The organism is Nitrospira sp. (assembly GCA_024760525.1).
Classification (GTDB): domain Bacteria; phylum Nitrospirota; class Nitrospiria; order Nitrospirales; family Nitrospiraceae; genus Nitrospira_D.
The window spans coordinates 2,211,412-2,225,113 of sequence record CP060499.1 but is presented as its reverse complement, the minus strand read 5'-3'; the positions used below and the strand labels follow the sequence as shown (position 1 = coordinate 2,225,113).

Below are 13,702 nucleotides of genomic sequence, written 5' to 3'. Positions count from 1 at the left end.
TGTGTATGCTCATAAAGGAGGACTTCATGAATCGATGGGTGAAGATGGTGGTCTGTGTTATGGCACTGATTGTTAGTTTCGGGCTTGCCGGAATGCCGACGATGGTGTCGGCGGATGAACCGACCGTGGACTTGAACAGCCCCGATGCCATCAAGTCGGCGCTTGAGCAACAGGTCGGAAAGCGGGTGAAGGTCAAGTTGGAATCAGGCCATGACCTGGACGGTAAAGTCGCGAAGGTCGGCTCCCACGCGGTTCAACTGACGGAGCTGGCGGGGATGGAATTCTTCGACGCCACGGTCAAGCTGGAGGAAATTGCCGCGGTCATCGTGAAGGTCCGCACGAAGTGAGAGAGTAAGTGAAGACGAGCCGTTAAACGGATCGGTCACGGCTGTCGCTAAGCGCTACGCGTCTCTAATTCCCGATTCTTGCGAGCGCTCAGGAACTGGATGAGGGGGATACGCAATGTGCGATTGAGGCGCTGGCGCGATTGCAGCGGCAGCTGCACGAATTCAATCCCGCATTCATTTCCCTGCACCCAGGTTACCCGGCCGAGTTCAATAGGTAATGCGGAGGTCTCATCGGGCAAGAGCAGGCTCACTCTCACGTTGCTGCCGAGGGGCAATTTCCGATCGCATTCCATCGCACAACCGTGCATCGAGAGGTTCCGGACCGTGCCCTCATCGACGAACGACTCGCCGCCGATAATCAGTGAAGCATGGAAGGGATACCGTTGGTAGGTTCTCTTATGAGAAAAGCGCGCCATCATCATCTCCCTATGATGACGCCGATTGTATCCCGTCACGACTCGTCGCGGTATCCTACATTGGGAGGGCGCGGGGCGATAACGATGGAGCACCATGGTCCCGTCGTGTCGGAGCCGTCACCATTCACAATGTGCACGTGAGTATGGTACACTCACCCCAGATAAATTCTAATCCTCGCGCTCTTCCCTCCTGGTTCCGTCCCTGCGCGATTGAAGTGATCGGTGTGCAGTAAGGTCGTCGGGCAAAGGCCTTTGTTGTCAGCCATCACGCCCCGGACCGGTGCGTCGTGTGCGCTCGAGGCTAAGGAGAAAAACCGTGATGAAGCAGAACCCATCTACATCTGAGAACCGTTGGGTCCGAATCCCGGACGGCACGAAAGTGCGTCATCGATCCGAAGCCTATGAAGGCATCATTGACGGGTTGACTGAAATCGTGTCCAATTCGGAGCGCAACCCTGACGGGAAGACGCAGTATCGCGTGAATGTGGGTGACAGCACGCGATTGCTCGTATCGGAGAACCATCTCAATATCCTGCTCGATCAGGATAATTTGATTCTGGTCGGCCGCGAATCCGAAGTGTATCGTCGGTCCGTCACCGACCGGCTGCGGGCGGTCTTCGCGGAAGATCGGTTTGTAAGAATCGGCAGAAAGGGTTCCGTATTACCCAGCGAGTAACGCGATCCCAAAACCTGATCGCGCATTTTCTGCGATTGAGATTGTTGGAATCGGAGAGGAGTCAAGAATATGTCCTGGGGGACCAAAGCCTCACCTAGACGAAAACGGGCCATTCGTAGAACAAGGGTTCACTGGGATCTGCTGGGACTTCAAGACCCGGCGCGCATATCGTCCGCACCCTCGATCGAAGACATTCGCCGTCAGATTATCTCAGCGTCAAGCCACGGTTTAAGTCCCGATACGCTCTCTCGTTCTCATGTGAACGGTCCATCCCGTAAAAAGGTTGTCAAGGCATCCGGATCAACTCGAAAAGGCGGGGCCCTTTCGTAGGTCACTCGCGCGCAGCTACGCCATAGCTGAAGGAGGGCATCATCGGAGGACCAGGTAAAGTTACGCTTGCAAAACGAGACCGTGAAAAAGCCCGTGTTCAGAAGCAGCGTGAAAAAGAAGAGCGCCGCGCGCTGCGCAAAGCCAATAAACGCGACCGACCCGATCAAGAGGGGGAAGACCCGGATCTCGCCGGTTTGCGATGGGGTCCTCAACCTCCGCTTTATTGAAGGTCTCCGGCCGCCGAGAAGGTTGCGTCGGCGTGTGATCCAACGCGAACCGTTCGACAGCAAGTCGATACGAAGCCAATAAGGGTGCCGCTCTCGGTTTGCCGATGGGCATGACGCTCTGTTGTGCCGACAATCTCGACCGCTTCCATTCTTAGAACCCTATTCCAAACAACGCTCCAGCGCCGGCCGTGACGGCCATGGCCAAGGCACCCCAGAGAGTAACTCGCGCGGCACCCCTCATGACCGGCGCGCCGCCTGCCTTTGCGGCCAGCGAGCCGAGTAATGCGAGAAAGAGGAGTGAGCTGCCTGACACGGCCCACAGCATCATCGATCTCGGCGCCGCCGCGACAATCAGGAGAGGAAGGAGTGCGCCAACTGAAAACGTGCCGGCCGACGCGAGCGCCGCTTGAACCGGTCGAGCAGCCGCTGTGTCAGTAAGACCCAGCTCTTCACGGCTATGTGCGCCCAGTGCATCATGGGCCATCAATTGGGTTGTGACAGCGGAAGCGAGGCTGGGATCAAGTCCGCGCGCGACATACATAGCGGCCATTTCCGCGTGTTCCCGCTCTGGATCAGCGGCCAATTCCGTCTGTTCCCGATTCAGATCGGCCCGTTCGGTATCGGCTTGCGAACTGACCGAAATATACTCCCCGGCCGCCATGGACATGGCGCCGGCAACAAGTCCGGCCACACCGGCAATGACGATGCTCTGTGAACTTGCTCCTGCCGCCGCTACGCCCAATACGAGACTGGCTGTGGACACAATGCCGTCATTCGCGCCAAGCACCGCTGCGCGCAGCCAGCCGGCGCGATGAATCCTGTGCGGCTCGAAGTGTTTCACCATGCCGGTTTCTTGGCGTGAAAACATTGGAAAGAGTGCTTTCGGATCAGCACGTGGCCGAGGTTATGGTTTCATGGCAGAAAACCGTAGGCGAATGTAATCTGCATGCCAATCGCCGTCGGCATCGCGGAGCATGGGCATTAATACGGCGGTGACTTCGGAAATGAACTCCGGTCTTTCGTCGATGGGCAATGCCGATACGTAGGGCTGCGCAAATGTCTCAAGCCAGGCGCGAATCCCCTTGGGAAGGTGAGTGCGGCGGGGAATGAGGGCAAGGCTCATGACGACAAAACCCTTCGCTGTAAGCAGTGCTCCGTATTCTTCCGGGCGAGGGAAATACCAAGGATTGAGCGCCTCGATGTTTCGCGAATGGAGCGCAGACTCGAGTGCATTCACAATGGCATTGACGTTGCCGTATCCACCGAACTCACCGACAAAACGCCCACCGCCTTTGAGCGCCTCCCAGGCGCCGCTGATAGCCAGATCGGGTTGTTGCACCCAGTGGAGTGCGGCGTTCGAAAACACGGCGTCAAATTCATTCCTGAAGGACATCATGCGCGCGTCCATCACCTGAGCATCTAGTCCCAGCGATCGGGCCGCAGCGACCATATCCGGGCTTGCATCGATCCCGACCACCGCGCACCCACATTCCACGAATCTACGGGTCAGCACACCATCACCACAGCCGAGATCAAGGACGCGCTCTCCCGGTTTCGGGGACAGTAGCTCCAGCACGGGCATGCCGAGATCCGAGACAAACCGGGCGTTCGCGGCGTATTGAGCGGGATGCCAATCTTGCATATGTGATGAAGGCATGAAACCTCCGAGAAGAATCGGCCTCAGTCAACCATGATCGATCAGTCTACTGAAAAGCCCGAGGTATAGCCATTCAGAAGGCATGATCTTGGTCAAGAAAAGGGTTAGCCCGACCCACAAACCTCTCTTGGTGGTCTCGTACGAGGTCAGCAACACCATCACCATTTTCGAGATTCAAAAGGATGGCGGTGACGACGACAACGACGAGGATGACGAGGACAACGTAGACTAAGACGTCATGTGAGGCTGGGAGGCCTGCGGCGCGAATTGCCGCAGGAATTGGAAATTCCGGCACCTTTATCTTGGCATTAAGCAGTTATGAATGCGGTTCGTCAGCGTCAGCGGCCGGCCAGTAATAGGTGTCGGGTGTAGACCGTGCGCCATAGATCGCCTGACCCACTCGCACGATCGTGGCGCCTTCTTCGAGGGCGATCTCGTAGTCACCGGACATGCCCATCGAGAGTTCGTCCAGCACGATCCCATCCGGCGCTTCCTGGCGTAGCCGGTCGCGCAGTTCGCGCAACAGCACGAAGCATCGGCGCACCCGCACGGCATCGGCGGACAGGAGTGCCAGCGTCATGAAACCGCGTACACGCAGCGACGAGAATGCCGGCAGAGCCTGCAGGAAGGCAGCCACCTCGTCAGGAGGTAGGCCATACTTGCTGGACTCGTCTGAGGTATTGACCTGCACGAACACATCCAGCGCGCGGCCTTCGGCCTGCAATCGCCGATCTAGTGCCTCGGCCACACGTAGGCTGTCGAGTGCCTGAAATTCGGCAGCGAAACGTGCCACCAACTTGGCCTTATTGGTCTGTAAATGACCGATCACCGACCAGCGCAGGTCAGCGAGGTCGGCCATGGCGTTCCATTTGCGATGCGCCTCTTGAACCTTGTTTTCGCCGAGCAGGCGGCAGCCTGCAGCATAGGACATGCGAATGCGCTCCTCATCCACGGTCTTGCTCACGGGCAGCAACCGCACACTCGCAGGATCGCGCCCGGCTCGCTGGCATGCCGCTGCGATGCGTGCATGGACGGCCGCGAGATTGCGACGGAAGTCTTCCACGGATTCAGCCCTCGGCCAGCGGCCGTGTTGTTCGTGTAAGGTCGGCTTGGAGTCGGCATGACCTGCGTTCATAGTATGGGCCTCGCTACGAGATAATTGAGGGCACTCAGAAAATCCAAGGATGTCTGGATTGATGTAACATTGTCTTAACGAGAAAAAAAGAGGACAGCCTGGGCTGTCCTCTTTTTTCTCCCGCCTTTGGTTCGCTCGCAGCCTGGCCGGAGAACGTATTCCAGCAAGAAGTGAAGAGGAGTCTGCTAGAACCTCGATGCCGTCAGCGTCACGTCGGTGTCCGGCCATGCCCGGCGGAAGCGCGCTTCCGCTGTGGCCGCTTCGGCGTCCTTCCCTTGCTTACGGAGCGCCTGCGCGAGGCCGAACAGAGACCAGCCGTTCTCGGGGAAGCGGCGAAGGTCCTCGCGATACACCTTTTCGGCCTCGGCATGTTGGCCCGCCTTGATCAGCGCGACCCCGAGCGAGTGCCGAATCGGGTAGTACCACTTGGGCGGCTCGAAGTACAGTCCTCCGTCCTCGATCCTGGCCGCTTCACGGAAGTGGCTGATGCCGGTATCGAGGTCGCCTCGGCGTGTCGCAATCTCGCCGGACAGCGCATGCACGGCGATCGAAAGCGCAGTCTTGCCTTCGGCGCCTTCGGCCGTCGCGGCATCGGCCGCCGTCACCGTATCGAGCGCGGCTTGCGCCTCGGGCCACTCTCCTTTGGCGGCGTGCGCCACGCCGCGGGCATAAGAGGCCATGGCATATGAAAAGCGGATGTCTTCTGGCGGTAGGGGCGCGGCGAGCACCTCGTCCCATCTCCCGAACGTCGTGAGCGTGAGCGCATGGTACGGCAGCATCTCTTGCAGCATCCCGACCTGGCGCGCAGCGTCGAGGTTCACCTTGGAAGTGAGCGTATTGGACGCCTCAAGCGCCTGCGCACTGCGCCCCGCCATCGTGGAGGCAAAAGCGAGGAAGTGAATGTTATGCGGGTAGTAGGCGAGCGGATAGACGCCCATCGGATGCTGTCCGTCGATGAACACCTCGTCGCTGTGAATGGCATGGTGATTGGCCTGCACGGCGTCGTTCCATCGTCCGACGCGGATATAAATATGCGCGGGCATGTGGACCATGTGTCCTTCACCCGGCATGAGCCGAGCGAGCCGTTCGGCGCACGGCACCGCGGCCTTCGGATTCACGGCTTCGACTGCGTGGATGTAGTAATGACAGGCGCCGGGGTGATTGGGGTTGCCTGAGATCACTCTCTCGAGCTGGCGGACGATTTCCTTCGTGCCGGGGTGGGGAGTCCCGTCGGGTTGCCAGTAGTTCCATGGGCGAAGGTCCATCAGCGATTCCGCATACAGGGTCGCGGCGTCGAGGTCTTTGGGGTAGGTCTTGGTGATCTGCCCCATCGCATGCGAATACGAGGTATCCAACCGGGCGCGATCGGCCGGTGGGTCCGCCTCGTAGCGTTGCGCGAGCGCCTCGATGTATGCGCGCTCAGGCGCTGTTGCGTGGGATTTGAGCGCCAGCGCTTTCTGCACCGCCGCATAGGCGGCGATTCCGCTCGCCGAATCCATGGGTGCGTTGACGTGCGGCCCATAGGCGAGCGCAATCCCCCAGTAGCACATGGCACAGGTGGGATCGAGCTCTGCGGCGCGAGTGAAGGAGCGGATGGCTTCAGCATGATTGAACCCGTACACGAATCGCAGGCCCTGGTCGAAATACTTCTGCGTGGCCGGCACTCGAGTGGAGATACGTTTGTGATGAGAGCCGAGGTCCGTATAAAGGGGGACCGTGCCGGAAGGGTTCGGGGGCGCGGATGCCTCCGTCGGCTCTGTGGCCAAGCTGAGGGCGGCGCCGGCAAGCAAAGTTGCCGCGGCGAATCCACTGATGCAGGCGGACTTCATGACATGCCACCTTCCGCTCCCGGGCGCGGAACGCAATGGGTCGGACCGTCGGATGGCACTTGTGAGATGAGCTATCCTATCGCGGACAGACCCGCAGGTGAAGCCCGACATTCGCTTCATACGCGTCTTCGAATGGTGCACATCGGTTAATGGCTGAGTGGTCGTCATCTTCGTTCTCCTTTGTAGGTTTGATCGCTTCGTTCAGTTCACCACGACAGTTTCCACTATAAAGCGTGTTAGTGTTGCTGTCTTATCCGGGAGTCTGGTTCTCTTAACAGGTGTGCCAGCTTGTTTCCCTTGCTTTAGTGTAGGAACGTGTTTCTCGAAACGCCTGAATGACCCCGGCTGAGTTTCTACAGCAGCATAAAACCGGAACGAGGGAACTATTGAACGTTCAACAACGTAGAATCAGGTGAGCGGAAAGGAATGGCGGAATCACTCGCAGGAGAATAGCTGCTTGCAGCTCGCTTCGCACGTGCTCTTGTGCTCGTCGCACTGAGTCAGGCAGGCGTCGTCACCCAGACACCGACTCCGGCATCTCAGATTATCGGCTGCACATGTGCCCCGGCACTGCCGGCATCGCATGTCCTCTGCGACCATCACGCCGTCGTGGGAGAGCCGTTGCGCGCTCATTCCCTCAACACATTGCTCCACGGACCTTATGACCTGAGACGGGCCTTCGAGGGAGACGATGATCTCCGCATTCTGCTGCGCCCACGCCGCTCCCGCATGACTCACGATCAACAACGCGAGGAGGCAGCCAAAGCGTCCACTAGTCAGTTGCTTCATGATTCGACAGGGGGGTCCAAGTTGGTGATGCTCCATGACGCACAAGTCTGGCGATGTGCCGAGGCCAAATGCTTCCTGGACGTTTAAATATTGAACCAGCCTGAGTATGTCCGCAATAACGCATTGGGATGCGCATTCATGACGTCGAACATGTCGGTCTGCAAACATGCGGTCGAATCATAGCAACACAGCGCAATGAAGGGGTATTCAGCGATGAGGTCCGTGGCTTGGTGCTCATAGACCATAAAAGTCCGGCGTGATGCTTCAGTGAGAAATGGCCCCGGCCCGCCGACAGCACGCACACTCGAAAACCCAAGCTTCCGCGCCATAGGGGATAGGGCGATGAGCCGCCATAAGGAATCGGCCACATCGAATGCGCCATGGGAAAACCAACAGTCTTTCGCGGACAGGATCTGTAACTGCGCAGCGGCTTGCAGCACCCGGCCGTTCAAACCATGATGCCGCAGTTCATCGAGGGCTAACGGAATGGTCAACGGAGGCGGGAGAACCCAAATGCAGAACTCGTTCTCGGTCAAGCCTGCTTTCAGAAAGGAAGCGGTCACTTGTAAAAACTCGTCGGGCCGCCGATAGAATAAACAGAGATGGGATCCTAGGGGAATTTCATGAGTGCCACGAATACCACTGGCAGGCATGGAGGCTACCTCCATATGTCATCGTTCACGACCATCGCACATCTGAGCGCCGACCTTGTCGTTCCTCAATCCTACAGAGAAATGCTATCGGATTTATTCTTCTGATACAAGCAACCGTTTCGAGAGAAACAGTCTCTCGACGGTGATGCGTATTGTGCTCTCACTGCATTTCCGGACAACCGGACGGTATGAATCCGATCGATACATCCTAGGATCATTTTGTATTCACTGAATCAAAGTTGATTCTGCCGATGCCGATGGAACTCCGCGACAATACTGCATTGTCTTTCAGGCGCATTACTTGCCTCTGTGAACGTCAGCACCATATCCGCATTAAGATCCTTTCTGGAACCATGAGAGTTTCTTCAATAATGAAAGCCGCGGGGTGAAGGCCGCCTGTTGGGATACGACCAGCCGGGACAGACGTCATCATCGTCAAGACCTCACTGCAGCGTTACACCATTTCACACTGAAATCGCACATGAGTACGTGTGCGTGCTGCCTCCTTGGAGAGCAGTGTATGAGACCGTTTGATCTGAACTATTGGGTGAACCGATGCTTATCCCTGTAACAACCAGCGCCGAAGTCCATTGGTTTTGCGAAGGGCCGATTCCTGAGAACCTGATGATCTGGTTCAAGCGAAGCAAATTGATGTTCGAGGATTCCAAACACGACCACCTCTATTTGGCATTCAATCACGCAACCCCTGTCGGCTTTGCGCTCCGGGAAGGATCGCTCGATGTGGAGTCGCTTCAGAAATCATCGGATCTTCATCGTTTTACCGAGCGCACCCACGCACGCATACACCTTTGGCTGAAGTGGTCGCATGAGGCCTCGAAGCTGGATGAGGATGTCCGTGCTCTATTCGAAAACGATCGGTGGGTGAAGGTTCGCACGCAACGCCGTCTCAGGAAGTTTTCTCTCGACCAGGGAACGCTGAGTGAAGTGCGTGGAAATGACTCCAGCCCGCAGACGGCCTGTCATATTGAACTCACAAATGTGGAATTGGGCGCCAGAAAGTTTTGGAGCCTCGGATTCGAGTCGTTCGGGCATGCCAACCAGGTTGAAGAAACATTGAGGACCGTTTCTGCCTATTGTTTCTCAGAACGAGATTCACCCCTGAAGCGTTCGTTGAACGGGGCTCAGTCGCTCCCATACCCGGAATGGATTCTCAGTGTACGTCCCAGGCCTTCTCAGCCTTCCAGCAACAGGGATGGAGGTGAGATCAGCACTGGTACCCGGCTTGTCGGCAACGCTCGAAGACAACTGAACGAAATACGAAGCGAATTGCTGGAAGATCTCCCCCACAAGTACGACCGTTCTCTCAGCAAAGAGGAGTTGGGAGCAATAATAGGACGGAAAATTTAGAGGTCGGCCCACTTGTCCCCTCTGCCCGGCGCGAGCCTCATCTTAGATTTGTGCCAGACTTTTACGTGACCCCTTCGACTCGGTGGCAGATTTCGAATCGATTGCCGCTGGGATCCTCGAAGAAGACCGCATAGTATCCCGGACCTTCATCATGGCCCGGCCCTTCGACATTTTGAGCGCCCGCCTGGACCGCGATCTTGGCGAGCCGGTCCACGTCGCCCTTGTTCTCCGTCCAGAACGCAATCCGGCACTCATTCGGCACATGCTGTGCGGATTCGGTGACGCCAAAGAATTCCCCGGTATCAGGAGCTACAAACTGCAACCAGCCTTTGATATCGATCCGGCGAGTGAATCCCAACGCCGGCAAGAGAGTCGTATAAAATTCCCGCACCTCGGTCAGGCTGCGCGCCCGCACATCCATATGATCGTATCGCCGTCCCACAGAGGGACAGTATAACAAAGGAAAGTAGGGTAGAGGGTGAGCGAGCGACGAAGCGGAACCCCATGATGCTTGACTATTGATGAACCAACCCCGAATATCTCACCCCGGTGTGCGTATAAGGTCGATCGGTTATTCCATTGTCATGCGTAAAGGGGATGAATATGGATCCAAGTTTTTGGCACCAACGGTGGGAAAAGAATGAAATCGGCTTCCACGAAAGCAAAGCGAACCCGCTTCTGATCAGACATTTCCATGAGCTGACGTCGGCCAAAGGCCGCCGGGTCTTCGTGCCCTTGTGCGGGAAGACGCTGGATATTTCATGGCTGTTGTCCCGTGGCTGCCGCGTGGCCGGCGTCGAGTTGAGTCAACTCGCGATCGAGCAACTGTTCATCGATCTTGGGATGCAACCGGAGATCGCGACCGTGGGCAACGTCGAGCAGTGGAGCGCGAACAACCTCGATATCTTTGTCGGCGATATCTTTGCGGTGTCTAACAATATGCTCGGCCCAGTCGATGCCGTGTATGACCGGGCGGCGTTGGTGGCGTTCCCTGAAGACATGCGAAAGCGTTATGCCCCCCACCTCACGGAACTCACCGGTAAGGCGCCACACTTACTGATTTCCTACGACTACGATCAGAGTCTCATGGCGGGCCCCCCGTTTGCCGTGAGCAACGAGGAAGTCCACCGGCACTACGCCACGACCTATGATCTCAGCCTGCTTGCGAGCACAGAGGTGGCGGGTGGGTTGAAGGGGAAAGGACCGGCCAAGGAGAATGTCTGGCTGCTGAAAAGAAGATGAGCCTCGAGCGTTCCTTCAACCTGCTCATCTCGAATACGAGCACCAATCGCGGATGGCATGGAATTGATCCATCATACCCATCGGCGAACCGAGCGCGTGTACGCTGTAAAGGCCTCTGGAAATTTGGCACCCAGGGCTCGTTCCTCGGGTAGGATTTGAAAACGATTCAGGTACCATACGAAAAGCGGTAGACCTGCGAAGGCCAGCCAGTTAGAGAGATAAATCGCCCACCCCATCAGAACCAAAAAGAAGCCCAGATACATCGGATTGCGGGTGTAGCGGTAGATGCCCGAGATGACCATCGTCGTAGTCGCCTCCGGCGTAAGTGGATTGACGGTGGTTTTCATCCGGCGAAACGTCAAGACGCCGGCCGCTACGATCGCCGATCCGACTGCAAAACAAAAACATGCAAACGCTGAACGCCATGGCGGTGCGATGGTGAACGTAGGACCGGCGGAAACGAGCCACATCAACGCGCCGAACACGAAAACGAGCGCAAGCGGGGGCACTTTTAGTTCTAAGGCATTCAACATGTGAATCGGGAACGAGCAGGATGGGGCTCAACCGGGGGTTGCGGTCGCCCCGCAGGCCACTTCCCATAGTGCCTGGTTGATACTGCCTGGTTCCACGGGCTGCCCATAGCCTTGCTCGACCGCCACCGCATTTTGAATTCCAGTGCCCATATGCCGGGAGAATTCCGAGGACGCCAATATCCGAACACGGTTGCGCGCGCAATCAAATTCCTTATACGTCTTCGTCGACAAAAACCGATGCGGGCCCATCATGAACGACCCAAACGGCGCATTTCCTTGCATCCATTTATAGTCCGTCAACTGCCACAGCGTCACGCGATCCCCGTCTCGGCGAATCGTCTTGGGATCGTAGTAGACCATTTCTCGAGATGAAGACTGGTATGCCTGATCGACGGCTACCCAAGTTTCGCCGGGGGGCATCACGCCATATCCACCGGATTGACGCGCCTGATGAGTGGGGTCCGCACACGATGCAAGGAGGAGCAGGAGGGCACAGTAAGAAAGGCTGATGCCGATAACGTTTGGCATAGACGCCTCGCTAGAGGTTGCATTCCGGCAAAGAGGCAGAAGGAAGGTGCAAGAGCGGTCCGCTGCATGTTTCTCAGAGGTCTAAGTCATTCAGCAGCGCATCGGCCGCGCGTGCACCGCTGACCATGGCTCCGGCCATTGAGGGCCAGCGTCCGTACCGGTCCCCGCAGAGGTACATGCCATCTGAAACCTTATCAAACTTCTTGCTGATGCCGCCGCAAGGAAGGCCATACTCCCAACGTCTGATACTGGGCGATCCAACCCACTTGTTCGCAACGCCAAGGTTGGTCAACACTTTTCTGCAGCGCTCGATAATTTGGCTGTCGCGCCACTGTGCAAAACGTTGTGCGTCTGGAGTCAGTATCCGGAGCACCCAGGTGTGCTTCTTGCGCTCAACTTCAAGATAGTTCAACAAGGGGTCATCTGTATACAGCCCGTCACTGAGATCAACGTGGGGGTTGTCCGTCAGCGTCGGCTTCGTATGAAAGCCGATGAGAGTGTTAAGGTAGGAATGAAAATGACGCTTGGCCGAAGGACGCCCGACCAAGGCGTCGCCGTTCGGTGAGGCAACGATCACACCTTGGAAATATGACGTGTGAACACCTGTTGCCGTTCTATAGCGGACGGCCACTCCCTTTCTCGGGCTCTTCCGAATCTTCAGGCAATCATGCTCCCGCTGAATACTCTTGGCGACAGGCTTTGATAGCGCCGCGATGAGACATTCTGAGCCATCCCGTATGATGAACCACTTCTCTTTGCCATTCACCGCGGACGCCAGGCACTCAAGGGCATATTGGGCTGAAAGATGTGTCCACGGAGCGCAGGTCTCGCCGGCAAGAACCATCTTAATCATCTTGAGAGAATCTCGAACTTCACGCTGATTCATGCCGGTCGAAAGGTTCTGCTTCACCCAATCTGGAAAGGTGCCCCTCGCGGCCTGTGATGAATTCTGAAGTTGTCGAATGACCCTTGCAGCTCCAGGACAATTCTTCCGCAAATCAAGCCCGGTAGGCGTCAACTTCCTAAATGTACGTGTGCTTAGAATGCAGCAATGCGGCCATTTCTCCCATGTAGAGAGTGCTACCCGACAATCGTCGAAGAGTTCACCGATCGTTGTTCCGTCAGGGAGTGAGTAATCTCGACTGTAATCACCGCCTGGATTGAGATGCAACTCACTGCCCAACACATATCTCGCTCCGTGTTCTCCTGAAGGTCTTCGAGCGGTATAGAGGCGGCCACCCTCGCGTTCCGTTGCTTCAAACAGAGTGATGGGCAGCGTCCTTCTCCATTTCCGGATAAAGTAGGCAGCGGTCAGACCAGCGAGCCCCGCTCCTACAATGGCAATACCCTTTTTGTCCCGCTGCATCAGTTGTTCTCCAGCGCTATGGTAAGGGTAGACCGCCTGCGCTGAGCTGGTTCATGTCTGCCCACACATGTCATGGTGCGACGGAACGCCGACTGACACGTGGGCGGGAGTGTACTCCAAGGGGTGAGGCGCATGCATCGGTCAGGTGCTAGCCTCCGGCGAAGACTGGACGAAATCCTGCCTCGGTGAGAATGCGGGCGACAATGTCGCGTTGATCTCCTTGAATCTCGATTCGTCCCTCTTTAACCGTGCCTCCCGCTCCACAGACCTTCTGCATCTGCTTAGCGAGCTGCTCTTTTTCCGACTGGCCGATCCCCACAAACCCTGTGACCACCGTGACCGTCTTGCCGCCACGATGCGCTGTCTGGCGAATGATATCCACCCGGCCACGATGCTTCTTGGCTGCAACGGGCACCGGGTTCGTTTGATCAGAAACAGGTGGTGTGTATGAAGGCGAGGGGAGGTCCGCCGGCGTCAGTGAGGCGAACGGGCTGGTCCACTTGATCGGTCCACCATCCGTGGGAAGGCGGTTCTTCTTTTTCATGGGGCGGCTGTTCCGGGAACAGGCTACACCGGAACGCCAGATTGAACAAGGGGTCTGCGAAC

The 13,702-nt window shown here is 57.1% G+C and carries 17 protein-coding genes; 6 read left to right on the top strand and 11 right to left on the bottom strand.

Annotated features, from left to right (window positions below; genetic code table 11):
* Positions 1-26: 26 nt before the first annotated feature.
* The gene (locus H8K04_10530) at positions 27-347 is read left to right on the top strand and encodes a hypothetical protein (protein UVT14299.1); all 321 of its coding nucleotides are present in this window, start codon (positions 27-29) and stop codon (positions 345-347) included.
* A 47-nt stretch (positions 348-394) separates the two neighbouring features.
* Here H8K04_10530 and H8K04_10525 read toward each other — a convergent pair whose 3' ends face one another.
* Positions 395-802, bottom strand: a complete 408-nt coding sequence (locus tag H8K04_10525) for a PilZ domain-containing protein (protein UVT14298.1) — start codon at positions 800-802, stop codon at positions 395-397.
* Between the two features lie 280 nt (positions 803-1,082).
* On the opposite strand from H8K04_10525, the gene H8K04_10520 reads away from it, so the two are divergent.
* Positions 1,083-1,439: a hypothetical protein gene (locus H8K04_10520; GenBank protein ID UVT17947.1), complete on the top strand. Its 357-nt coding sequence runs from the start codon at positions 1,083-1,085 to the stop codon at positions 1,437-1,439.
* 708 nt (positions 1,440-2,147) lie between these two features.
* Here H8K04_10520 and H8K04_10515 read toward each other — a convergent pair.
* Entirely contained in the window at positions 2,148-2,837 is a 690-nt protein-coding gene (locus tag H8K04_10515; GenBank protein UVT17946.1) for a VIT family protein, read from the bottom strand.
* Positions 2,838-2,900: 63 nt separating this feature from the next.
* Positions 2,901-3,653, bottom strand: coding sequence for a methyltransferase domain-containing protein (locus H8K04_10510; GenBank protein UVT14297.1), 753 nt, complete (start codon positions 3,651-3,653; stop codon positions 2,901-2,903).
* A gap of 88 nt (positions 3,654-3,741) precedes the next feature.
* Between H8K04_10510 and H8K04_10505 the strand changes: the two genes are divergently transcribed.
* Positions 3,742-3,885 (top strand): hypothetical protein, encoded by a 144-nt coding sequence (locus tag H8K04_10505; GenBank protein UVT14296.1) that lies wholly within the window; start codon positions 3,742-3,744, stop codon positions 3,883-3,885.
* Between the two features lie 84 nt (positions 3,886-3,969).
* Here the strand turns inward: H8K04_10505 and H8K04_10500 are convergent, their stop codons facing one another.
* Positions 3,970-4,788, bottom strand: a complete 819-nt coding sequence (locus H8K04_10500; protein UVT14295.1) for a YggS family pyridoxal phosphate-dependent enzyme — start codon at positions 4,786-4,788, stop codon at positions 3,970-3,972.
* Positions 4,789-4,973: 185 nt separating this feature from the next.
* A complete protein-coding gene (locus H8K04_10495; GenBank protein UVT14294.1) occupies positions 4,974-6,617 on the bottom strand; it encodes a tetratricopeptide repeat protein in 1,644 nt (547 codons plus the stop codon).
* A 483-nt stretch (positions 6,618-7,100) separates the two neighbouring features.
* Between H8K04_10495 and H8K04_10490 the strand changes: the two genes are divergently transcribed.
* Positions 7,101-7,493 (top strand): hypothetical protein, encoded by a 393-nt coding sequence (locus H8K04_10490; protein ID UVT14293.1) that lies wholly within the window; start codon positions 7,101-7,103, stop codon positions 7,491-7,493.
* On the opposite strand, the gene H8K04_10485 is transcribed toward H8K04_10490, so the two are convergent.
* A complete protein-coding gene (locus H8K04_10485; protein UVT14292.1) occupies positions 7,490-8,059 on the bottom strand; it encodes an MEDS domain-containing protein in 570 nt (189 codons plus the stop codon). The genes H8K04_10490 and H8K04_10485 overlap by 4 nt on opposite strands.
* Before the next feature lie 555 nt (positions 8,060-8,614).
* On the opposite strand from H8K04_10485, the gene H8K04_10480 reads away from it, so the two are divergent.
* Positions 8,615-9,427: a hypothetical protein gene (locus tag H8K04_10480; GenBank protein ID UVT14291.1), complete on the top strand. Its 813-nt coding sequence runs from the start codon at positions 8,615-8,617 to the stop codon at positions 9,425-9,427.
* 61 nt (positions 9,428-9,488) lie between these two features.
* Here the strand turns inward: H8K04_10480 and H8K04_10475 are convergent, their stop codons facing one another.
* Positions 9,489-9,869: a VOC family protein gene (locus tag H8K04_10475; GenBank protein ID UVT14290.1), complete on the bottom strand. Its 381-nt coding sequence runs from the start codon at positions 9,867-9,869 to the stop codon at positions 9,489-9,491.
* 161 nt (positions 9,870-10,030) lie between these two features.
* On the opposite strand from H8K04_10475, the gene tmpT reads away from it, so the two are divergent.
* The gene (gene tmpT, locus H8K04_10470; GenBank protein UVT14289.1) at positions 10,031-10,669 is read left to right on the top strand and encodes a thiopurine S-methyltransferase; all 639 of its coding nucleotides are present in this window, start codon (positions 10,031-10,033) and stop codon (positions 10,667-10,669) included.
* A 71-nt stretch (positions 10,670-10,740) separates the two neighbouring features.
* Here the strand turns inward: tmpT and H8K04_10465 are convergent, their stop codons facing one another.
* From H8K04_10465 to H8K04_10450, 4 genes are all read right to left on the bottom strand, one after another.
* Positions 10,741-11,199 carry an isoprenylcysteine carboxylmethyltransferase family protein gene (locus H8K04_10465; GenBank protein UVT17945.1) on the bottom strand — a complete coding sequence of 153 codons (459 nt, stop codon included), beginning with the start codon at positions 11,197-11,199 and terminating at the stop codon, positions 10,741-10,743.
* A 30-nt stretch (positions 11,200-11,229) separates the two neighbouring features.
* Positions 11,230-11,730, bottom strand: coding sequence for a hypothetical protein (locus H8K04_10460; protein ID UVT14288.1), 501 nt, complete (start codon positions 11,728-11,730; stop codon positions 11,230-11,232).
* 73 nt (positions 11,731-11,803) lie between these two features.
* On the bottom strand, positions 11,804-13,096 hold the full coding sequence (locus tag H8K04_10455) for an FAD-dependent oxidoreductase (GenBank protein ID UVT14287.1): 1,293 nt from the start codon (positions 13,094-13,096) through the stop codon (positions 11,804-11,806).
* Positions 13,097-13,244: 148 nt separating this feature from the next.
* Positions 13,245-13,640, bottom strand: coding sequence for a translation initiation factor (locus H8K04_10450; protein ID UVT14286.1), 396 nt, complete (start codon positions 13,638-13,640; stop codon positions 13,245-13,247).
* Positions 13,641-13,702 lie beyond the last annotated feature (62 nt).